Raw genomic sequence first — 20,056 nt, forward strand, 5'->3', positions numbered from 1 at the left:
AGGCACGGTCTTGTCACCGTTCCGTCCCAAGTGCCGGGCCCCTCGGGGAAGGTCCGCAAGGGGCCCGCCGGTCAGTCCTCGGTACCGGGTTTGGCGCCCCAGACGTAGACCGCGTCGCCCTCCTCCAACAGGTCCCACAGCCGTGCGGCGTCCGGGACGGAGAGGTTGACGCACCCGGCCGAGCCGCCGTGCGCGTACAGGTCGCCGGGCCGGCCGTGCAGGGCCTGGCCGCCGTCGAAGAACTGGGCGTACGGCATGGGGGCGTCGTCGTAGAGCGTCGACGTGTGGTCGATGCTGCGCCAGTACACCTCGTGCCAACCGGTGCGGGTCTCCTGCTCGTCGCGGCCGGTGCGGACGGGCACGGGCGCGAAGACCACCCTGCTGCCGCTCTGCACCCACAGCAGCTGGCGCTCCAGATCCACGCAGGTCACCCGGTCGGGGCGGACCGGGCAGCCGCCCGCCGCGTTGGGGTCGGTGCGCGCCTGGACGGCCACCATCCTGCGGTAGGAGGCCAGCCCCGGGTACCCGTCGGCGGGCTCGATGCCGTGGGCCTGCTGGAACCGCCGGACCGCGGCGCAGTCGGCGGGGCTCTGCACCCCGTCCACCGGGCGGCCCAGATGGGCCTCCAACTCGCGCTGGTAGGGGCCCGTGCCGGCGGTGCAGGGCTCCTCGGCGGCGCGGGCGCCGGACGCGGGGGTGCAGAGCCCGAGGCCGAGGAGCACGGTCAGGGCGAGGAGTACGGGCCTGCGGCACGGTCCGGCCGCCGGACCGCCCCTGGTGCCCCGTTCGTCACGTGCCGCCATGCGCGCCTCCTCCTGCCCGCGGGCCGGGCCGTCACGGCCAGCCCACCACGCGCCGGCCCGGGGCGGCCCGCGCGGGTGCGCCGGTGGAGTGAGGACCTCACTCCACCGGCGCACCCCGCCGGGTCCGGTGCGGCCCGGTCAGGCCCGGGAGCCCGTGCCGCCCTTGCCGCCGCCCTTGCCGTGGTCGTCGCGCGCGTTCTCCACCGTCACCACGAGCCGGTGCTCCGGGGTGTCCGCGTCCAGCCGCAGCGGCCCGGTCACCCGCTCGGCCGGCAGGACGTACCCCTCGGGGACGGCCGTCTCCAGGAGGTAGTACGCACCCTGCTCCAGGCCGGTGAACTCGCAGGCCCCGGACCGGTCGGTGGCGCAGCCCGGGCCGGCGGACCGGTCGGCGTTGATGCCGCGGGTCTGCAGGCCGGCGGTGCCGTTGGTCTCCTTCCACACCTCGAAGACGGCGCCGCGCAGCGGACGGCCGGTCTTGGCGTCCTTCTTCAGGACGCGGATCGAGCCCTCGGCGTCCTCGCCCTCGGGCTCGTTGGCGACGTCCACCACCAGGGCGCCGGCCGCGTCCGCCTCGTCGACGTCGAACGGCGTGACCGGGTCGGCCGGGAGGGCGTAACCGTCCGGGGCGGACGTCTCGCGCCAGTAGTACGAGCCTCCCGCGGGCAGTTCCACCGTGCAGGTGCCCGCGTCACCGGTCAGGCAGCTCCCTTCGAGCCGGGTGTCGGGGCGGCCGCCGTCCGTCTGCAGGCCCGGGCGGCCGTTGCTCTCACGCCAGAGCTCGAACCGCGCCCCCGGCAGCGGCGCGCCGGCCCGGCCGGTCTTGCGCAGGGTCACCTCGACGGTGGCCGGGTCCGGGCGCCGGGAGTTGACCGCTTCGGCGCGGGCGCCGGCCGGGGCGTTCTGCTCGGTCAGCCGCACCGGGAAGACCGGGTCGGCCGGCAGCTCGTATCCGGCCGGGGCGGCGGTCTCGCGCCAGTAGTAGAGGCCCGGTGCGAGCCCGTCCTGCGTGCAGAGGCCGTCGTCGCCGGTGGTGCACTCGGCGAGGCGGGTGTCCTGGTCCGGTCCGGTGAACTGCGCACCGGCGCGGCCGTTGCTCTCACGCCACAGTTCGAACCGGGCGCCGGAGAGCACGCCCCCCGCCTCGTCGTGCTTGAGGACGGAGACCGCCCCGGTCACCGGCTGCGGGCCGGGGCCGCAGTCGGGGAGGTCGCCGTTGAAGGGGTAGGCGTGGAATTCCTGGCCGCCGCCCCCGCGCGGGTCACTGGTGTGGGTGAGCGAGCCGGTGGTGAAGAAGCGTCCGTTGATGCCGGGCAGCCGGACGGCGGTCTGCGAGTCCTGCCGGCCCATCAGGAAGCTGCCCTGGAACTGGCCGGTGCCGTTCAGGTCGATCCGCGTGGCGTCGGGGAAGTTCCACAGCAGCCGCTCGCGGTGGGCGTTGAGGGGATCGGTGTCCTGGATGCCGCCGCTGTAGGTGCTGACGGTGCGTGCGTCGCCCAGGACGTTGACCAGGATGGTGGCGCCCGCCGGGATCCGCTCGAAGACGATGCCCTGCTGGGCGCCGCGGGGGCCGGCGAGGTCCGCGTCCACGGTGAAGACCTGGAGGCGGGAGGCGCCGTCGCCCCGCAGGACGGTCCGGTGGCCCTCGTTGACGGCCGTGCCGGTGGCGGGGCGGGGCTGTCCGCCGACCCGGGCGTAGCACTGGCTGGCCTCGCTGAGCCGGTCGCGCAGTCCTGCGTACGGGGCGACGGCGGCGGGGTCGGGCCGCAGGGTGCCGGTCACCGTGCCGGTGAGGGTGCCCGCGTACCGGACCGCGCCGGTGTCGGCCAGCAGCCGCTGGCCCGGGGCGACGGTGATGTCGCCGCCGGTGGTGAGGAAGTCCGCTCCGGGGGGCGGGGGCACCAGCGATCCCGCGCCGACGATCCCGACGTTGTAGCGCCGGTCGGGCCCGGACTTGTCCTGGTCGAAGTCGCCGAGGACGACGATCCGGCCCTCGGCTTCGGAGACGCGCTCCCGGACCCGGAAGTCCCCGCCGACGAAGATGTTGACGCCGTTGTCCCGGCCCTTGGGGACTGCGTCGGTGCCGATGGGCGGGTACGGGTCGGGGCACGGGTAGGGGGGCGCGGGGGCGCAGGGACCCAGCCCGCCGGGCAGCGGGGCCCGGAGGGACGCCGCCGCCGGCCGCTCGGCGCCGGGGGGCGCTGCGAGGGCGGAGGGCGCTGCGAGGGCCGTGGGCGCGGCGGCCGCCAGTACGGCTCCCACCGCGAGCCCGAGGGTCCAGTTCCTTGCTGACATGGTGCTCCGTCCGTCGCCTGCGCTGCGTGCCCTGACAGGCTGGGGTCGGGCACCGGTGCGGCGGCGTCAGGACACCGGCCGCTACGGCGTTCTGATCACACGATTCACCCGGACGGGAGAGCCGGACCGGTCAGGCGAGGGCGGAGCCGGCCACCCAGTCCGTCCAGGACATGTTCCAGCCGCCCAGGCCGTTGTTCGCGGCGACCGTCTTGTCCTGCGAGTTGACGACCTCCACCACGTCCCCGACCAGCGTGCGGTCGAAGAACCAGCCGGCCGGGGTGTCCGAGCCGCCGCCCTTGTCGTCGCGCAGGCCCACGCAGCCGTGGCTGACGTTGGTGGAGCCGAAGGTCTCGGGGCTGGCCCAGTAGTTCCCGTGCAGGAAGGTGCCGGAACTGGTGAGCCGGACGGCGTGCGGGACGTCCGGGATGTCGTACTCCCCGCCGAAGCCGACGGTCTGCCCGTTCATCCGGGTCACGTCGAACAGCTCCATGACGACCATCTTGCCGTTGTACGTGGTGGTCTTGGGGGCGCCGGCGGTGATCGGCACGGTCGACAGCAGCTCCCCCTCCCGGCGGACCTCCATGGTGTGCGCCTCGGCGTCCACCCGGGAGATCTGGGACCGGCCGACCGTGAAGCTGACGGTCTTGTCCTGGATCCCGTACGAGCCGGCCGCGCCCTCGACGTCGCGCAGCTTCAGCCGCACGGTCACGACCGTGCCGGGCTTCCAGTAATGCTTCGGCCGGAAGTCGAGCCGCTCGTTGCCGAACCAGTGGCCGGCCACCTCGACCGGCGGGCTGGCGGTGACGGTGATGGCGCGCTCCACCTCGGCGCGGCGCTCGATGGGGCGGCTGAAGTTGAAGGAGACGATCATGCCGACGCCGACGGTGGAGCGGTGCTCGGGCTTGAAGTAGCCGATGAACCGCTCCTCGGGCACGTAGGTGGTGAAGGTGGTGTGCCGGGCCTGGCGGCGGTTGTGTCCGTCGCGGGCGACGGCGTCCACGGTGTACTTGGCCGCGAGGGCGAGGCGGCCGGCCGACGGGTCGGGGCTCCAGCTGAGCCCGTCCGCGGCGATGGCGCCCGGCACCCGGGCCTCCTGGGCGTCCTCCACCTTGGTGACCACCACCCGTTCCAGCCGGCCCTCGGGGACGCTGACCGCCAGCCGCCCGTCGGCCGGCACCCCCTTGGCGTTGTCGGCGGGGCTGATCCGGATGGCCTGCTCCGGTGACCGGGTCTCCCCGGGCAGCGCGATCTCGACCGGGGAGCGGCCCTCCCCGGTGCATCCGGCCAGGCCGCCCAGGAGGGCCGCCCATGCCGCCACGGCGGCCAAGCCCGCCCCTGCCCGCCTCGTCAGAAGTGTCACGACCCGTCCAACGACTGCGCCCCTCCGGGGGAAACGTGAGGACGGCGTACGTTCCGGGCAGAACAGTTCGGGCAGAACAGTGGGAAGGACCACACGGGGGCGGGCCCGGGCCGGGACGCCCGGGCCGCACTCCCCTCCCCTGCCGGTACCCAGAGCCGTGGAGGCGGGCAGTGTCGAGCGCAGCCGAGCAAGAGGCGGTGGAAGCCGCCCTGAACACCGGGGACGCCCTGGCAGCGGGGCGGAGCGGCCTTGCCGTGCCCGTACCGCAGACCGAGGGGCGCCGGTCCGACGTCCGGTCGGGCGCCCCCGCCGGGAGCCAGGCCGGCAGCCATCCCGACGGCAGGACGAACGGCCGGGCCGGGGGGCAGGTGCCCCGGCTGGTCGCGCGCCCGGGTCCGCCGGTGTGGCCGGGCTCGGCCCATCCCCTGGGGGCCCGCTTCCACAGCGGTCCGGACGGGACGGCGGGCACCAACTTCGCCCTGTGGGCGCAGGGCGCGGAGGCGGTGGAGGTCTGCCTGTTCGACGGGGACGGGGCCGAGACCCGCTGCGCCCTGACCGAGCTGACGCACGAGATCTGGCACGGCTTCGTGCCGGGCGTGCACCCCGGGCAGCGGTACGGGTTCCGCGTGCACGGCCGGTGGGACCCCTGGACGGGCGCCCGGTTCAATCCGGCGAAGCTGCTCCTGGACCCGTACGCGCGGGCGGTGGACGGCGAGTTCACCCTGCCCCCCGAGGTGTACGGGCACGTCCGGGACTGGCCCCAGCAGTACATCGCGGACACCGTGCGCGACGACCGGGACTCGGCCGGGCACGTCCCCAAGGGGGTCGTGGTCCACGACGACGACGACTGGGCGGACGACATCCGGCCCAAGACGCCCTGGGCCGATTCGGTGATCTACGAGCTGCACGTGCGCGGGTTCACCATGCGCCACCCCGGCATCCCGCCGGAGCTGCGCGGCACCTACGCGGGGCTCGCCCATCCCGCGGCGGTCGAGCACCTGGTGAAACTGGGGGTGACGGCGGTGGAGCTGCTGCCGGTGCACCAGTTCGCGCACGAGGACCACCTGCTGCGCCGGGGCCTGCGCAACTACTGGGGCTACAACTCGGTGGGCTACTTCGCCCCGCACGCCGCGTACTCCGCCTCCGGCACGACCGGGCAGCAGGTCGGCGAGTTCAAGCGGATGGTCCGGGCGCTGCACGCGGCCGGGATCGAGGTCATCCTGGACGTGGTCTACAACCACACGGCGGAGTCCGGTGAGCTGGGCCCGACGCTCTCGCTGCGCGGGATCGACAACCGGGGCTACTACCGGCTCCAGGGCGACCAGCGCCGCTACTCCGACTACACGGGCTGCGGGAACACCCTGCACGCCGGGCGGCCGCACGTGCTGCGCCTGATCACGGACTCGCTGCGCTACTGGGTGACGGAGATGGGGGTGGACGGCTTCCGGTTCGACCTGGCGGCCGCGCTGGCCCGCTCGATGCACGACGTGGACATGTTGTCCCCCTTTCTGGCCGTCATCGCCCAGGACCCGGTGCTGCGCCGGGTCAAGCTCATCGCGGAGCCGTGGGACGTGGGCTCGGGCGGCTACCAGGTCGGGGCGTTCCCGCCGCTGTGGACGGAGTGGAACGACCGCTACCGGGATGCCGTACGGGACTTCTGGCGGGGTGCGCTGCCCGATGTGCGGGACCTCGGGTACCGGTTGTCGGGGTCGAGCGACCTCTACGCGTGGGGCGGGCGGCGTCCGTACGCCTCGGTGAACTTCGTGACCGCGCACGACGGGTTCACCCTGCGCGACCTGGTGTCCTACGAGCGCAAGCACAACGAGGCGAACGGCGAGGCCGGCCGGGACGGGACCGACGACAACCGGTCGTGGAACTGCGGGGTGGAGGGCGAGCCGCCGCAGGGCGCGGAGCCTGCGGTCGCGGCGCTGCGGCGGCGCCAGCTGCGCAACCTGCTGACCACGCTCCTGCTGTCCACGGGGGTGCCGATGCTGGTGGCGGGTGACGAGTTCGGCCGCACCCAGGGCGGCAACAACAACGCGTACTGCCAGGACAACGAGACGGGGTGGGTGGACTGGTCGCTGCTGGAGGACCCGGCCTGGGCCGAGCTGTTCGCATTGACGGCCCGCCTGGTCAGGCTGCGCCACGAGCATCCGGTGCTGCGCCGGCGGGCGTTCTTCTCGGGCCGCCCGCAGGCCGCGGACGGGCTGCGGGACCTGGCGTGGTTCACTCCGGACGGGGCGGAGATGACGGAGCGGGACTGGTATGCGCCGGCCGCAGCACTGGGCCTGTACCTGTCGGGGCGGGACATCCCGGGCCGTGACGAGCGGGGCCGGCAGGTGACGGACGACAGCTTCCTGGCCCTGCTGCACGCCGGGGACCGCCCGGTGGCGTGGTCGCTGCCGGGCGCGCCGTGGGCGGCCTCGTACGAGCTCGTCCTGGACACCTCACGGGAGGACCAGGCCGCGGCGCCGGGCACGGTGCACCGGGGCGGCGAGGTCCTGACGGTGCCGGCCCGGTCGGTGCTGCTGCTGCGGGTGGCGGGCTGAGGCGGACGGGCGGGCCGGGGCGGGGCGCCGTCGTCCGGCTGATTCCGGACGGACGGGACCATCCGGCGCGGAGTCGGAGCCCCGCCCTGCGATGATGTGCGCGTCGTACGCGCGTCCATCGGAACACGCGTTCCATCGAGGGGGTCAGGGGTACGCATGGCGAGTGTCGGGACCGCGCTGCGGGAGCTGCGCGGGGCGCAGAAGTCGGCGAAGGGGGTGTCGCTCTACTCGCGGTTCGTCAACCGGCCGGCCGGGCGGTACCTGGCCGCCGGGTCGTACGCCCTCGGGCTCACCCCGAACCAGGTGACGCTGGTCAGCGGCGCCTTCAGCTTCGCCGCCGTGGCGGCGGTCGCGCTGGCCGCGCCCTCGTGGGGACTGGGGCTCGCCGTGTGGGCCGCCCTGGCCGTCGGCTTCGCCTTCGACTCGGCCGACGGCCAGCTGGCCCGGCTGCGCGGGGGCGGCAGTGCAGCGGGCGAATGGCTCGACCACGTCGTGGACTGCGCCAAGCTCACCGCCCTGCACAGCTGCGTGCTGATTGCCTTCCACCGATTCCCCGACGCGTACGGAACGGGCTCCGCGGGCTGGCTGCTGGTGCCGCTGGGCTTCCAGTTCGCCTCCGTCGTCACCTTCTTCGGGGGGCTGCTGACCGAGAAGCTGAAGCCGAAGCCGGCTCCGGGGAGCCCGGCCGCCGCGCCGTCGACGGTGCGCGCGGTGGCCCTGCTGCCCGTGGACTACGGGGTGTTCTGCCTGGTGTTCCTGCTGCTCGGCGGCGGGGAGCTGTTCCGTTGGGCCTACGCCGGGCTCGGCGTGGTCGCCGTGCTGTTCCTGGCGGCCTTCCTCGCCAAGTGGTTCCGGGAGCTCAGCGCCGTTCCGCGATGAGCTGCTCCGGACCCGCCAGGGGTGCCGCGAGCGCGTCCAGGGCCCGGCGCAGCTGGGTGCTGGACGTGTGGACGGTGTAGGGGAAGTAGACGACGTCGACGCCGACCGCGGCGAAGTCCTCCTCCAGCCGGTCGCCCTTGGGGGTGCCGCGCCAGTCGTCGCCCTTGAAGATGACGTCGAAGCGGACCTGCTTCCAGGTCTCCACCTTGTCCGGGACGGTCTCCACGAAGGCCGCGTCGACGTACTTGACGCTGCGGACGATCTCCAGCCGCTCGACGAGCGGGATCATCGGACGCCGCCCCTTGGCCCGCTCGGCCATCTCGTCGGAGACCACCCCGGCCACCAGGTAGTCGCACTGGCTCCGGGCGTGCCGAAGGATGTTGAGATGTCCGATGTGAAACAGATCGTACGCACCGGGGGCGTAGCCGACCCGGTACGGTCTGCGCGGCGGCGCGCCAAGGTCGGACATGTCCTGCTCCGTCATCTGTTACCCCCCACAGGCCACACCCCCCGGTGTGGCGGATTAGCAGACAATAGCGTGCACGTTCCGCACCGTACCGGTGAACGCATAGGGTGACGTGCGCATCATCCAGGGGAGAAGGGGACGTTCAGTGTCGAGATCCGGTCACCGGCGCCTGCTGCTGGTTTCCACCAATTACGCTCCCGAGCACGCGGGGATTGGGCCGTACGCCACCCAGATCGCGGAGCACTGGGCGGATCTCGGCCACGAGACCCACGTCCTGGCGGGCATGCCGCACTACCCGTCGTGGTCCCTGGAGCCGGAGTACAAGGGGGCGCTCAGGCGCACGGAAGAGCGCGCGGGGGTCACGGTGCACCGGCGTGCGCACACCGTCCCGGCGCGGCAGACCGCCGTGAAGCGGGCCCTTTTTGAAGGATCGATTCTGCTGCACGGGTCGGTGGCCCCGCCGCGCATGCCGAAGCCGGACGCCGTCATGGCGCAGATGCCCAGCCTGGCCGGCGGGGTGCTGGCCGCCCGGCTCGCCGCGCGCTGGAAGGTCCCGTACGTCCCGGTCGTCCAGGACCTGATGGGCGCCGCCGCCGCGCAGAGCGGGATCAGCGGCGGCGACAAGGCGGCCGCGGTCGCCGGCCGCGCCGAGGCCTACGCCCTGAAGCGGGCCACCCTGGTCGGGGTGATCCACGAGACCTTCGTGGACCGGGTCGTCGGCATGGGCGTGGACCCGGACCGCATCCGGCTCGTCCCGAACTGGTCGCACGTCGCCCTGCCCACCAGGCCCCGCGGCGAAACCCGGCGCCACCTGGGCTGGGCCCCCGGCCAGACGGTCGTGCTGCACTCCGGCAACATGGGCCTCAAGCAGGGCCTCGAGGTCCTGGTGGGCGCCGCCCGGCTGGACCCCGATGTCCGCTTCGTCCTCATGGGCGACGGCAGTCAGCGGGCCGCCCTCGCCGACCTCGCGGCCGACGTGCCGAATCTGGACATCATCCCCCCTGCCGCCGACGGCGAGTTCCCGGATATCCTCGCGGCGGCGGACGTGCTCGCGGTGACCCAGCACGCGGCGGTGATGGACATGAGCGTGCCGTCGAAGCTCACCTCCTACTTCCAGGCCGGCCGGCCCGTCGTCGCCTCCGTGGCGGCGCAGGGCGGCACCGCCCAGGAAGTGGAACGCTCGGGCGCCGGGGTGCTCGTACCGCCGGAGGACCCGGAGGCGCTGCTGAAGGCCATACGGGCGCTCGCCGAGGACCCGGCGGGCGCGGACGCGCTGGGCGCGGCCGGGCCGCGCCACGTGGCGGCGCACCTGAGCCGCGAGCCAGGCCTGGCACGCATCGACGCACTGATGGACGAAGCACTTGGGGGGCCCCGGCCGTGATCGAGACGAATCGCCCGGCAGCGGCACCGGCGGAGGACGAACCCGACCTCCTCCGGGACCAGTTCCGGCAGCTCCTGCGCTACCGGCGGCTCATCGGCGCGGGCATCGGAATAGGCCTGCTGGGCGGCGTCTACCTCGGGGTCTCCACGGCCGACACCTACGTCGCGACCGCGGACATCGTGCTGCGGGCCCCCACCGACGACCCGTTCAACCCGAGCCTCGCCCCCGACAAGGCGATCAACATCGGCTCCGAGCGCCAGGTCGCGCTCAGCTCCTCCATCGCCAACGAGGCCGCGAAGAAGCTCGGCGTCTCCGCAGCCGGATTCGCGGCCCTGCGCAGCGGGCTCCAGGTGACCAACCCGCCGCAGACCATGGTGCTCCGCTTCACCTACACCGCCGCCTCCCCCAAGGAGGCCGCCAAGCGCGCCAACGCGATGACCGAGGCCTACCTCCTCAAGCGCCAGGAGGCCCTCGACCTGACCCGCGACCAGATGGTCAAGGGCTACACCGACCAGCGCGACCCGGTGGCCAAGCAGCTCGACGACTTCGTCAAGCAGATCAGCACGATGCCCGCGGGCACCGCCCGCGACGCGGCGTACGTCACCAAGACCGACCTGCAGAGCAAGGTCAACACTCTCAACAACAACATCGCCAAGCTCCAGGCCCTGGACATGACCCCGGGCCGGGTCACCAGCGCGGCGACCGCCCCCCACGCGCCCGACGGCCCCGGCATCCCGATGTCGCTCGCGCTCGGTGCGGCCGTGGGCCTGGCCCTCGGCCTGCTGGCCGCCTGGGTCCGCCTCGTGTTCGACCCCGCCCCGCGCTCCGAGGGCGACGTCGCCCGGGCCCTGCGCGCGCCCGTCCTCGGCTACCTGCCGCGGGACAAGACCGGCGGCGGCCCGCTGCTCGCCGCGGGCGAGGAGGACCCCCGGCTGGCCGAGGAGTACCGCTCGGTGGCCTTCCGGCTGGCCTACGACTCCCGCTTCGCCGACCGGCGGCGGCTCCTGGTGGTCGCCCCGCGCGGCAGCAGCGAGACCGCGGCCGCGGTGGCCGTGAACCTGGCGGCCTCCTTCGCGGAGACCGGCAAGGACGTGCTCCTCATCGAGGCCGACCTGCGCACCCCGGTGCTGGCCAGCCAGCTGCCCACCGACGCCGGCGGCCGCCCGCGGTGGAGCCAGATGCCCGGCGGTCCGGCGGCGGCCGGACCCAAGCACGGGGACACCGACTGGCCCGACGGGCGCCAGCTCGTCGTGGACGCCGGCGAGTCCGGCGCCTTCGACCTGATCCCGGGCGAGCGGGTCCGCAACGTCGCCCGCGCCCTGACCTCCGCGCGGGCCACCCGGCTGGTCTCGGAGGCCGACTCCCCCAACTCCACCGTGGTCGTGCTCGCGCCGCCCGTGCTCTCGTACGCCGACGCCCTCGCCCTCGTCGACCGCGTCGACGGCGTCCTGGTCGTCTGCGACCCGCGGGCCGTGCACCGCACCGACCTGTCCCGCATCCGCGAACTCATCAGCGGCGCCGGCGGCACCGTGCTCGGCGCGGTGCTGCACGCCCCGCTGCCCGGCGAGAAGCGCGCCCGCGGCAAGGGCCGGGACTCGGCCGCGGCCGAGGACAAGCCCGCCGACGGGACCGGCCCCGGCCGGCCCGCGCCGCAGCCGATCCCGTACGAGGTGGCCGAACCGGAGCAGCACATCCCCGGGGACGGCACCGACACGGTCGCCCTGCGCACCGTGCGCACCGGCCGCCGATGAGCCGACGCGGCCTCGCCGCCGTCGCCTCGGTCCTGGACCAGGCCGCCTCCAGCGCCACGAACATCCTGGTGCTGGTGCTGGCCGCCCGGCTGTCCTCGACGTCCGGCTTCGCCGACTTCTCGATGGTGTACGTGGCGTTCAGCGTGCTCCTCGGGCTGAACATGGCGTACGTGGGCCAGACCGTGGTCCTGGAGAAGGACGAGCGGCCGGCCGCGGCCTGCCGCTCCGCGGCCGCCTTCACCGCCGCCGCCTCGGCCTGCGCGGGGGCCGTGCTGGTGCTCGCCGGCCTGCTGCTGCCCGGGTCCCCCGGGCGGGCCTTCCTCGCGCTGGGCGCGGTCCTGCCGCTGGTGCTGCTCCAGGACGTGCTGCGGTACTGCTTCTCCGCGCTGCGCGCCCCCGAACGGGCCCTGGCCGCCGACTCCCTGCGGCTGGTGTGCGTGGTCGCGGCGCTGGCCGTGCAGCCCGCCGGGGCCTCGGCGGGCCGGCTGGTCCTGGTGTGGGGCTTGTCCGCGCTGCCCGCCCTGGCGCTGGGCCTGTGGCTGCTGCGGCCCCACGTGCGCGGGGCCCGGGCCTCCCTGCGGCCGTACCTGCAGCGCGGGCACCTGGGCCGGCGGTTCGTCGTCGAGTTCGCCGTCGGCAACGGCTCCAGCCAGCTCGCGGTGCTCGGCCTGGGCGCCTTCGCCACACCGCTGGCGGTCGGCGCGCTGCGCGGTGCGACCACCCTCTTCGGGCCGCTGAACGTGCTGTTCACCTCGGCCGGCGCCTTCGGGCCGCCGGTGCTCTCCCGGCTCGGCGGCAAGCGGGCCACGGTCCGGGCGACGGCCCTGCTCGGGCTGGTGCTGGCCGGGCTCGGCGCGGGCTGGGCCGCGGCCCTGTACCTGCTGCCGGACCGGCTCGGGCGCCAACTCCTCGGCGACACCTGGGGGTCGGCCTCCGCGCTGCTGCCCGCCACGGGCGTCCAGTACGCCGTGATGGGCCTGGGCACCTGCGCCCTGCTGACCCTGCGGGTGCTCAACCCGCGGGCCACGCTGTCCCTGCAAATCGTCTTCTCGCTGCTCTCGGTGGCGCTGCTGCTCGGCGGCTACGCCCTGGCGGGGGTGCCGGGCGCCGCCTGGGGGCTGGCCGCCGGCTCGGCGCTCAAGGCGGCGGCCGCCTGGTGGCGGGTCGCCCGGCTGCGCGTGCCCGCGCCGTGCCAGGACTCCGCCTCCCCCGCGGCGGCCGCCACGGCCTGACCGCCGGCCGGACGGGCCCGCCGGTCAGCGCAGGGTGGTGCCCTTGTCGTGGCGGTACGTGGCCACCAGCGCCAGGCACATCGCGGCGATCGCGACCCGCCCCGAAGCCTGGAGCAGGGGGCCGCGCAGCAGGATGAAGGAGTAGCCCGCGACCAGCGGCACCACCACCGAGATCAGGCTGCCCGGCGGGGAGCGGCGGGTGGCCCGTTTCGCGTAGCGCCGGTCGACGCGGGCCGCGGCGTACCCCAGGGCCAGCAGTCCGGCACCCATGCCCAGCGGTCCGAAGTCGAGCCACAGCTCCGCCCAGATCGGGGAGGAGAGGTTGGTGTTGACGGTGCCCATCCACTGGCCGACCATCACGCCGGTGTCGCGGGGTTTGCCCGGCCACACCGAGCGGGGCACCGCGAAGAGCACCGACCCGGCGAGCTGGCGGCCGTAGAAGTGGCCGGGGCCCGAGTCCGAGTAGGTGATGGTGTTGGCGAACATGCCGATCTGGTCGTAGTCCTTGAGGGCCATCGGCTCCAGGAAGGACGTGGTCTCGACCGGCTTGTAGTTCTTCTCGTCGTAGCGGAAGCGGTCCGCGAAGGGGAAGACGAGCAGGGCCACGACCACGGCCATGGACAGGGCCACCCGGTACATGGCGGCGCTCACCGGGAAGACCGTGAAGAGCAGCGCGAACATGACGGTGAGGAACCAGTAGCGCGGGTTCGAGATCGGGTTGTTGACCACCAGGTTCAGCGCGGCCAGCGCCGACCACGTGACGATGACCGACACCTTGCGGCGGGCGAACTTCGAGGTGATCAGCCACCGGGTGTACAGCAGCAGGGCCAGGAGGGCCGGCACCGTGCCGAAGCCGCGCAGCAGGGCCTGGCCCGCCTGGCCGTCGCCGTTGGAGACGCCCGCCTCCTCGATGCCCGCGATGATCTCCTGGCGGCTGGAGAAGAACACGGCGGGGCCGCCGAGCTTCATCACGAAGGCCGCGCTGCACCCGAACGCCAGCACGGTGAGCAGTTGCAGCCGCCGCCGGTGCGCCATGACGGGGCGCGCCTCCTTGCGGGAGCCGCCGGCCCGCCCGGCGGGCCGGTGGCGGGCGAGCAGCACGCCCACGTCGAAGGCGGTGCAGCCGAGGAGGACCAGGCCGATGGCGAGGGTCAGGTCGGAGCGGGGGCCGACCACCGGCGTCGGGACCTGGCCGAGGACGGCCTGGGCCAGCGGGGCCACCCCCATCGCCATGTAGACGAAGAGCCAGAAGGAGCCCTGGAGCAGCTTGCGGCGGCTGGTGAGGACCATCGCCGAGAGCCGGGCGCCCGCATACATGGTGAGCAGGAGCTGGAGCCAGAAGGCCGCGTCGTGGCGGCCCGCACCGGACTGGGCGGCGACGAACAGCGGGAGGAAGACGGTGAATCCGAGGATCAGCGGGACGGACAGGGCCCGCGAGAGCAGGGTCCGCGGGAGGGTGGCCCTGCCCCACTGCACCTCGTCGGGGGCGGGTCCCACCGGAGGGGCGACGGGGGGCCTGCGCATGTCCGTTGCCACTGCCGCCCCCACCCCCTGTGCCTGGTCCGGGCGCAGTCTAGTCTGAGCGGGCGGCGCCCGGGGAGGCGCCCGGGGGTGGACGAAGGGGCTTGTGTTGCGTGATCTTCCTGCCTTCACGCTGGCCGGTTACGACAAGGGGCGCGGGCTGCTGACCCAGGCGCTCTGGTTCGCCGTGATGAACACGCTGTTCATGGCCTGGTTCTGTCCCGCACGGCTGCGGGTCGCGCTGCTGCGGGCCTTCGGGGCGCAGATCGGCGAGGGCGTGCTGATCCGCCACCGGGTGCGGGTGCTGTGGCCGTGGAAGCTCACCGTCGGGGACCACACCTGGATCGGGGAGGGCGCCTGGCTGCTCAACCTGGAGCCGGTGACCATCGGTGCGCAGGTGTGCGTCTCCCAGGAGGCGCTGCTGTGCACCGGCTCGCACGACCACCGGGCGGCCGACTTCCGCTACCGCAACGCCCCCATCGTGGTCGAGGACGGGGCGTGGGTGGCGGTACGGGCCACCGTGCTGCCCGGGGTGACCGTGGGCCGCTGCGCCGTCGCGGGCGCCGGCTCGGTCGTGCACAAGGACCTGCCGGAGCTGACCCTGCAGGCCCAGGACGGGCGGCGCCGCCCGGTGGAGGAGCCCAAGTGAGAGTCCTGCACGCCGTCACCCTGCACTCCCCCTCGCACGCCTTCGGCGGCCCGGTCCGGGTCGCGCTGAACCTGGCCAAGGGGTTGCGGGCCCGCGGGCACGAGGCGCGGCTGCTCGCGCTGGGCGAGGGCTTCCCCGCGCCGTGGCCGACGGAGGTCGAAGGGGTACCGGCGAAGCTCTTCCCGGCCCGCCGGCTGCTGCCGCTGGGCTTCAGCGGGATCACCTCGCCGGCCCTGCTGGCCTCGGCCGGGCGGCTGGTGCGGGACGCGGACGTGGTCCACGTGCACCTGGCCCGGGACCTGGTGACCCTGCCCGTGGCCCTGGCGGCGCTGCGGGCCGGCAGGCCGCTGGTGCTCCAGACCCACGGGATGGTGGACCCGAGCGGGAAGCTGCTGGCGAAGGTCCTGGACGCGGTGGCCGTACGCCGGCTGCTGCGCGGCGCCGATGCCGTGCTGTACCTGACCCCGCACGAGCGGGAGGGCTTGGACGCGGTGGCCGGCTCCCCGCTGGCGAACGCCGTCCGCCTGGTCAACGGCACCCCGGCGCAGGAGGAGCGGCCCGCGCCGCAGGGGCCGCCGCGGATTCTCTACTCGGCGCGCCTGCAGGCCCGCAAGCGGCCCGTGGACTTCGTGGACGCCGCTCCGGCGGTCCTCGCCGCGCACCCCGCGGCGCACTTCACGGTGGCGGGCCCGGACGAGGGCGAACTGGCGGCGGTACGCGCCCGGATCGGGGCGCTGGGCCTGACGGACCGGTTCACGGTGCCGGGGGCCCTGTCGAGCGCACAGGTGCTGGCCGAGCTGCGCCGGGCCCACGTGTACGTGCTGCCGTCGGTGGACGAACCGTTCCCGATGTCGGTCCTGGAGGCCCTCGCGGTGGGCGTCCCCGCGGTGGTCACCCACTCCAACGGGCTGGCCCGGGACATCGCCGCGGCCGGCGCGGGCCGGGCGGTAGAGCCGGGGCCGTCGGGCGTGGCGGCGGCGGTCCTGTCGCTGCTGGACCCGGTCGCGAACGGGGAGGCCTCGGCGGCGGCCCGCAAGCTGGCCGCCGGCTCCTTCTCGATGGACTCGGTCCTGGACACCCTGCTCCCGGTGTACGGGTCGGCGGCCCGGGCCTGAGCCCGGGGGCGCCGCGGCCCGGCTGGGGCGGCGCCGCGGCTCAGATGTCGCGGCGCTGCTCCACCACCGGGAGGGCGCCCACGGCCCGGCGGCGCTTGAGGACGCTGCTGTAGACGGCCAGGCCGATGAGGCCCACCGCCATCATGATCAGCCCGACCAGGTCGAGGTTGACGCTCTCCATCTCCCAGTCGGTGGCGAAGGTGAGGATCGCCCCCACCACTATCAGACCGATGCAGCCACCCAGGCCGGTCATAGGATTCGCCTCCGCAAGGTCGGTGTCGTCGTGCTCCGGTCCCGCGGTTACCCCGGCCCGGCAGGTGAAAACGCCCCCGCGGGCCGGGAGTTCGGCTGCGGGGGCGTTCTCGTACGTGTGGGGTGGGACCGCTGGTCACCGCACTAGGCGGGGATCCAGGCGTAGCAGCCGGTGGAGTTGAACTCCGCGGTGCCGGCCGGGACGGCCGCCGTGATCTTGTCGCCGGCCTTCGGCGGGGTCTCGGGACCGGAGGCCAGGACCGCTCCGTCCTTGCCCTTCGCCTCCCAGGTGCAGGTGGTGGACTGGGTCAGCGCGCGGTAGGTGCCCGCGGCCGGCGATGTGCGCGGGCCCTCGGGGAAGCCCTTCTCGGCAGCCGCCAGGATCGGCTTCTGCTCCGGGCACAGCAGGGTGATCGCGTCCTTCGCCCCGGTGATCTCCCCGGTGACGACGGCGCCGGTCGCCGCGTCCTTGTCGCGCTTCGCGGTGCGCTCCACCCGCTGGCAGGCCTCCTGGCCGGTCTGCAGGACGGCCGCCGGGTCCATCTTCTCGGGGACCCGCCCGCTCAGGTACTTCTTCTCCTGCGCCGTGAAGCTGCCCGTCTTCGGGGTGAGCTTCGCGTCGGGGAGCACCGGGCCGGAGGGCTTGGCCTCGGGCGAGGCCGGCGGTGCGGTGGCCGGGGTGTCCGCGGGGTCGGGCGCCGAGGACGAGGCCAGGGGCTTCGCCTTCGCCTCCGCGCCGGAGTCGGCCTTGTCCCCGCCGGAACTGCAGGCGGTCAGCGTGAGGGCGGCGGCCAGCAGGACAGCAGCCGCTGCGGAGCGTGGGTACATCGGATGGCTCCCGTACTTACTGGGTGGGGTGGGGGCGCCCGGGCCGATCGGCCCGGCGGACCCTACGGGTGCGGGGCCCGGCCCCTGAGGGCCGGGCCCCGCACGCCGTCAGGCGGTTGCCTCGGTCACTGCGGTGGCTGCGGCTACTTCGCGCCGAAGGTGAGGACCAGCTGCGGCGTGCCCTCCGCGGCGGTCGCCTCCGAGGACCAGATCCACAGCGGGTCGGTGCCCGTGCTCGTCAGGCCCATGCTGTAGCTGCCGCCCAGCACCGCGGAGACCGCGGCGGTGTCCAGTTCGACGTTGTGGACGGCCGAGCCGTCCGGCACGCCCGCGATGGTGCCCAGTGCGGTGGTGCCGAGCGTGGGCTTGGTGTTGAAGGTGGTGCCCGCGCCGCTCCAGGTGCCGGTGACCGGGACCACGGAGACGGTGTCGGCCGTGCCGGCGCCCGCCTGGGTGGTGGTCTTGATCTGGAGCGAGGCGGCCTTCAGGACCTGGCCGGCCGGCGCGGCCGGCAGGTTGAACCGCAGGTACGTCTCGTACGCCGAGGTGCCGCGCACCGCGAGCGAGGTGGACGTGCCGTAGGCCGTGCCCGGGGCGCCCTGGTTGATGTAGGTGTCCTCGGTCGCGTTGACCTCGGAGACCGTGTCGGTGGGGGCCTTGGCCAGGTCGAAGTGGCTCTTGACCTGGGCCTGGGTCAGCGCCGTCGGGTAGACGGCCGACTCGTCGAGCTGTCCGGCGAAGAAGTTGCTGGTCGGGCGGCTCGGCCAGCCGGCGAGGCTGTCGCCGCCGGCGTGCCAGTAGCCCTCGTAGGTGCTGGTGCTCTTCGCGCCCGACGAGCCCTTGTTCTGGCCGTCGACGTACAGGGTGATCCCGTTGGGGCCCTGGGTGCCGACGACGTGGTGCCACTTGTTGTCGTTGTACGTGTCGAACAGGCCGGTCGAGACCGTCCGGTTGGAGCCGTCGTAGACGCCGAAGAAGAGGCGGCCGGTGTTGGACATGTACAGGTGGCGGTCGTACTGGCCGCTGGTGCGGCTGGTGTTGTCGCCGAAGCCGAGCAGCTTGCCGCCGCGGTTGGTGTTCGTCTTGAACCAGGTCTCGACGGTGAAGGACGCGCCGACGCTCTGGCGGCGGTCGCCGTGCAGCTGCTGGCTGGTGCCGTTGAAGCCCATCGCCGTGCTGGAGCCGGCGACGGCTCCGGGGCTCTGGCGCAGCGCCGGGGTGTTGACCTGGATGCCGCTGTAGTTGCCGGCCGAGGAGTCGGCGACGTACGGGCTGACGGAGTCGTCGTAGCGCCAGTACACCTGGGCGCCGTCCGTACGGACCTGGTTCGGGTAGGCCTGGACCGAGGTCGGGACCGACACGGAGGCCGTGGCCGACAGGGCGCTGGTGTTGCCCGCCGCGTCGGTCGCGGTCACGCGGTAGGTGTACGACTGGCCGGCCTTGACGGTGGTGTCGGTCCAGGAGGCCTGCGGGCGCTCCCACTCCAGCGACTCGGCGGACACGGTGGCGGCCGGGGTGGCGGAGCCGTTGCGGTAGACGCGGTAGGTCAGCTTGCTGTCGTCCGCGTCGTAGCTGGTGCGCCAGCGGACCTGGGCCTCGCCCGGCTTGACGCTGGCGGCGCTGACGACGGGGGTGGTCGGGGCGCCGACGTCGCCGGTGGAGGCGAAGCGGGTCAGCCCCTGCTGCGGGACGCCGTTGATGAGGGTGAACTCACCGCCCACCCACATGTACTTGGTGTCGTTCTTCTCCGCGATGGCCATGACGCGCGGGCCGATGCCCTCGCCGAGGCCGTCGTTCGCGGTGGGGTGCCAGCCGAGCTTGCGCGGGCTGCGCACGAAGCCGCCCACGGGCGCGGGGGCGGCGCCCTCGTGGTCGGTCAGCTGCGCGAGCAGGAAGTTGCGCTTGCCGTCGGGGAACTGGCCCTCCAGCGAGCAGTCGTGCGCGTGCGAGGAGCTGTAGAGCACGCCCTGGTACGGCAGCACGAACTGGGTGGCGCCGAGGCAGCGGTCGCGCCACTTCTCGGTGAAGTCGTTCAGGCGCAGGCCGATGCGGCCGTCGAAGACGCCGCCGCCGGAGCCCTCGTTGCCCGTGTAGAAGCCGGTCTCGTCGGTGGCGATGTCCTTGACGACCGAATTCGACGGGATGTTGGTGTACGTCTTGGTGATCGCGCCGGTGGTGGAGTTCACCACGGCCAGCGCGTGCGTGTTGGCGCCGTTGATGCTGAAGAAGTCGCCGCCCAGCAGCACGTTCTTGCCGTCGGGGGTGACCTCGATGGCGCGGCCCGGCTCGTCGGCGTTGGCGGTGAAGGGCTTCACCGCGCCGGAGGAGGCGTCGACCGCGGCGAACCGTTCCCGGGTCTGGCCCTCGACCTGGTAGAAGTCCCCGGCTGCGTACAGGGTGTCGTCGGTGACCGCGAGCGCGCGCACGGTGGCGGGGAAGCCCGGGTGGAACGAGGCCTTGGGGGTGCAGGTCGCGATGTCGATCGCGGCGACGCTGGAGACCGGGGTCCCGTTGACGGCGCCGAAGTAGCCGCCCGCGTACAGGGTCTTGTTGTCCTTCGAGACGACCAGGGTGCGCACGGTCGCCGTGCCCTCGCCGATGGTGAAGGCGAGCTTGCAGGCGGTGGGGCTGCCCGTCGCGGCGTCGAGCGCCACGAAGTTCACTGCCTCCTGCTCGGTACCGCTGCCGGAGCCCTCGGGCGGGCGGACCGCCGAGAAGGTGCCGCCGGCGAAGACGGTGCCGCCTGCCTGGGCCATGGCCCAGACGATGCCGTCGGGCTGCCAGGTCGGCAGCTGGTCGGCCGTGAATGCCACCGGCTGGGTGATGGCCGACGCCTCGGGCATCAGCACCAGGCCTATGCCGGTGCCGGCACCGGCCAGTGACAGGACGAGGGCAGCAGTCAGCCCTCTGGATCTACGCATGAGCCCCCCAGGGCAATCGCCCGGTTTGATGGCTGAAACTATCCGAACAGCCAT

At 73.9% G+C, this 20,056-nt stretch carries 15 protein-coding genes; 7 read left to right on the plus strand and 8 right to left on the minus strand.

Annotated elements, in window-relative coordinates:
• Window positions 1-71: 71 nt before the first annotated feature.
• The 3 genes from ACLJTM_RS03345 to ACLJTM_RS03355 form a co-directional block, all read right to left on the minus strand.
• Complete coding sequence (locus tag ACLJTM_RS03345; protein ID WP_411101795.1) at window positions 72-803, minus strand: L,D-transpeptidase family protein; 732 nt, start codon at window positions 801-803, stop codon at window positions 72-74.
• A 138-nt stretch (window positions 804-941) separates the two neighbouring features.
• Complete coding sequence (locus ACLJTM_RS03350) at window positions 942-3,098, minus strand: choice-of-anchor A family protein (RefSeq protein ID WP_411101796.1); 2,157 nt, start codon at window positions 3,096-3,098, stop codon at window positions 942-944.
• Window positions 3,099-3,228: 130 nt separating this feature from the next.
• On the minus strand, window positions 3,229-4,425 hold the full coding sequence (locus tag ACLJTM_RS03355; RefSeq protein ID WP_411101797.1) for a L,D-transpeptidase: 1,197 nt from the start codon (window positions 4,423-4,425) through the stop codon (window positions 3,229-3,231).
• Between the two features lie 203 nt (window positions 4,426-4,628).
• Here ACLJTM_RS03355 and glgX point away from each other — a divergent pair, with 203 nt between their 5' ends.
• A complete protein-coding gene (glgX, locus tag ACLJTM_RS03360) occupies window positions 4,629-7,007 on the plus strand; it encodes a glycogen debranching protein GlgX (protein WP_411101798.1) in 2,379 nt (792 codons plus the stop codon).
• A 156-nt stretch (window positions 7,008-7,163) separates the two neighbouring features.
• Entirely contained in the window at window positions 7,164-7,886 is a 723-nt protein-coding gene (locus tag ACLJTM_RS03365; RefSeq protein WP_411101799.1) for a CDP-alcohol phosphatidyltransferase family protein, read from the plus strand.
• Here ACLJTM_RS03365 and ACLJTM_RS03370 read toward each other — a convergent pair.
• The gene (locus tag ACLJTM_RS03370) at window positions 7,867-8,355 is read right to left on the minus strand and encodes an adenylyltransferase/cytidyltransferase family protein (RefSeq protein WP_411101800.1); all 489 of its coding nucleotides are present in this window, start codon (window positions 8,353-8,355) and stop codon (window positions 7,867-7,869) included. The genes ACLJTM_RS03365 and ACLJTM_RS03370 overlap by 20 nt on opposite strands.
• A 172-nt stretch (window positions 8,356-8,527) precedes the next feature.
• On the opposite strand from ACLJTM_RS03370, the gene ACLJTM_RS03375 reads away from it, so the two are divergent.
• Genes ACLJTM_RS03375 through ACLJTM_RS03385 form a run of 3 tightly spaced genes read left to right on the plus strand, consistent with a single transcriptional unit; the run spans window position 8,528 to window position 12,716 of the window.
• Complete coding sequence (locus ACLJTM_RS03375; RefSeq protein WP_411102266.1) at window positions 8,528-9,733, plus strand: glycosyltransferase family 4 protein; 1,206 nt, start codon at window positions 8,528-8,530, stop codon at window positions 9,731-9,733.
• Window positions 9,730-11,484 carry a lipopolysaccharide biosynthesis protein gene (locus tag ACLJTM_RS03380; protein ID WP_411101801.1) on the plus strand — a complete coding sequence of 585 codons (1,755 nt, stop codon included), beginning with the start codon at window positions 9,730-9,732 and terminating at the stop codon, window positions 11,482-11,484. Before ACLJTM_RS03375 ends, ACLJTM_RS03380 begins: the two co-directional genes overlap by 4 nt.
• Window positions 11,481-12,716 (plus strand): hypothetical protein, encoded by a 1,236-nt coding sequence (locus tag ACLJTM_RS03385; RefSeq protein ID WP_411101802.1) that lies wholly within the window; start codon window positions 11,481-11,483, stop codon window positions 12,714-12,716. The genes ACLJTM_RS03380 and ACLJTM_RS03385 overlap by 4 nt, the downstream gene beginning before the upstream one ends.
• Before the next feature lie 24 nt (window positions 12,717-12,740).
• On the opposite strand, the gene ACLJTM_RS03390 is transcribed toward ACLJTM_RS03385, so the two are convergent.
• Window positions 12,741-14,240: a hypothetical protein gene (locus ACLJTM_RS03390; protein WP_411101803.1), complete on the minus strand. Its 1,500-nt coding sequence runs from the start codon at window positions 14,238-14,240 to the stop codon at window positions 12,741-12,743.
• A gap of 106 nt (window positions 14,241-14,346) precedes the next feature.
• On the opposite strand from ACLJTM_RS03390, the gene ACLJTM_RS03395 reads away from it, so the two are divergent.
• Window positions 14,347-14,886: a WcaF family extracellular polysaccharide biosynthesis acetyltransferase gene (locus ACLJTM_RS03395; RefSeq protein ID WP_411101804.1), complete on the plus strand. Its 540-nt coding sequence runs from the start codon at window positions 14,347-14,349 to the stop codon at window positions 14,884-14,886.
• Window positions 14,883-16,001: a glycosyltransferase gene (locus ACLJTM_RS03400; RefSeq protein ID WP_411101805.1), complete on the plus strand. Its 1,119-nt coding sequence runs from the start codon at window positions 14,883-14,885 to the stop codon at window positions 15,999-16,001. Before ACLJTM_RS03395 ends, ACLJTM_RS03400 begins: the two co-directional genes overlap by 4 nt.
• A gap of 40 nt (window positions 16,002-16,041) precedes the next feature.
• Here ACLJTM_RS03400 and ACLJTM_RS03405 read toward each other — a convergent pair whose 3' ends face one another.
• The 3 genes from ACLJTM_RS03405 to ACLJTM_RS03415 all read right to left on the minus strand — a co-directional run bounded on the left by ACLJTM_RS03405 (window position 16,042) and on the right by ACLJTM_RS03415 (window position 20,002).
• Window positions 16,042-16,254: a hypothetical protein gene (locus tag ACLJTM_RS03405; protein ID WP_411101806.1), complete on the minus strand. Its 213-nt coding sequence runs from the start codon at window positions 16,252-16,254 to the stop codon at window positions 16,042-16,044.
• Between the two features lie 143 nt (window positions 16,255-16,397).
• Window positions 16,398-17,081: a hypothetical protein gene (locus ACLJTM_RS03410; RefSeq protein WP_411101807.1), complete on the minus strand. Its 684-nt coding sequence runs from the start codon at window positions 17,079-17,081 to the stop codon at window positions 16,398-16,400.
• A gap of 143 nt (window positions 17,082-17,224) precedes the next feature.
• Entirely contained in the window at window positions 17,225-20,002 is a 2,778-nt protein-coding gene (locus tag ACLJTM_RS03415; protein ID WP_411101808.1) for a LamG-like jellyroll fold domain-containing protein, read from the minus strand.
• Window positions 20,003-20,056 lie beyond the last annotated feature (54 nt).

This window comes from Streptomyces sp. cmx-4-9 (assembly GCF_046548835.1).
In the GTDB taxonomy this organism is placed as follows: domain Bacteria; phylum Actinomycetota; class Actinomycetes; order Streptomycetales; family Streptomycetaceae; genus Streptomyces.

What these genes read in the sequence shown, in the direction of transcription:
- ACLJTM_RS03385 (WP_411101802.1), top strand. Translation starts at nt 11,481, where the DNA reads ATGAGCCGACGCGGCCTCGCCGCCGTCGCCTCGGTCCTGGACCAGGCC.
- ACLJTM_RS03405 (WP_411101806.1), bottom strand. Translation starts at nt 16,254, where the DNA reads ATGACCGGCCTGGGTGGCTGCATCGGTCTGATAGTGGTGGGGGCGATC.
- ACLJTM_RS03365 (WP_411101799.1), top strand. Translation starts at nt 7,164, where the DNA reads ATGGCGAGTGTCGGGACCGCGCTGCGGGAGCTGCGCGGGGCGCAGAAG.
- ACLJTM_RS03350 (WP_411101796.1), bottom strand. Translation starts at nt 3,098, where the DNA reads ATGTCAGCAAGGAACTGGACCCTCGGGCTCGCGGTGGGAGCCGTACTG.
- ACLJTM_RS03410 (WP_411101807.1), bottom strand. Translation starts at nt 17,081, where the DNA reads ATGTACCCACGCTCCGCAGCGGCTGCTGTCCTGCTGGCCGCCGCCCTC.
- ACLJTM_RS03390 (WP_411101803.1), bottom strand. Translation starts at nt 14,240, where the DNA reads ATGCGCAGGCCCCCCGTCGCCCCTCCGGTGGGACCCGCCCCCGACGAG.
- ACLJTM_RS03370 (WP_411101800.1), bottom strand. Translation starts at nt 8,355, where the DNA reads ATGTCCGACCTTGGCGCGCCGCCGCGCAGACCGTACCGGGTCGGCTAC.
- ACLJTM_RS03415 (WP_411101808.1), bottom strand. Translation starts at nt 20,002, where the DNA reads ATGCGTAGATCCAGAGGGCTGACTGCTGCCCTCGTCCTGTCACTGGCC.
- ACLJTM_RS03345 (WP_411101795.1), bottom strand. Translation starts at nt 803, where the DNA reads ATGGCGGCACGTGACGAACGGGGCACCAGGGGCGGTCCGGCGGCCGGA.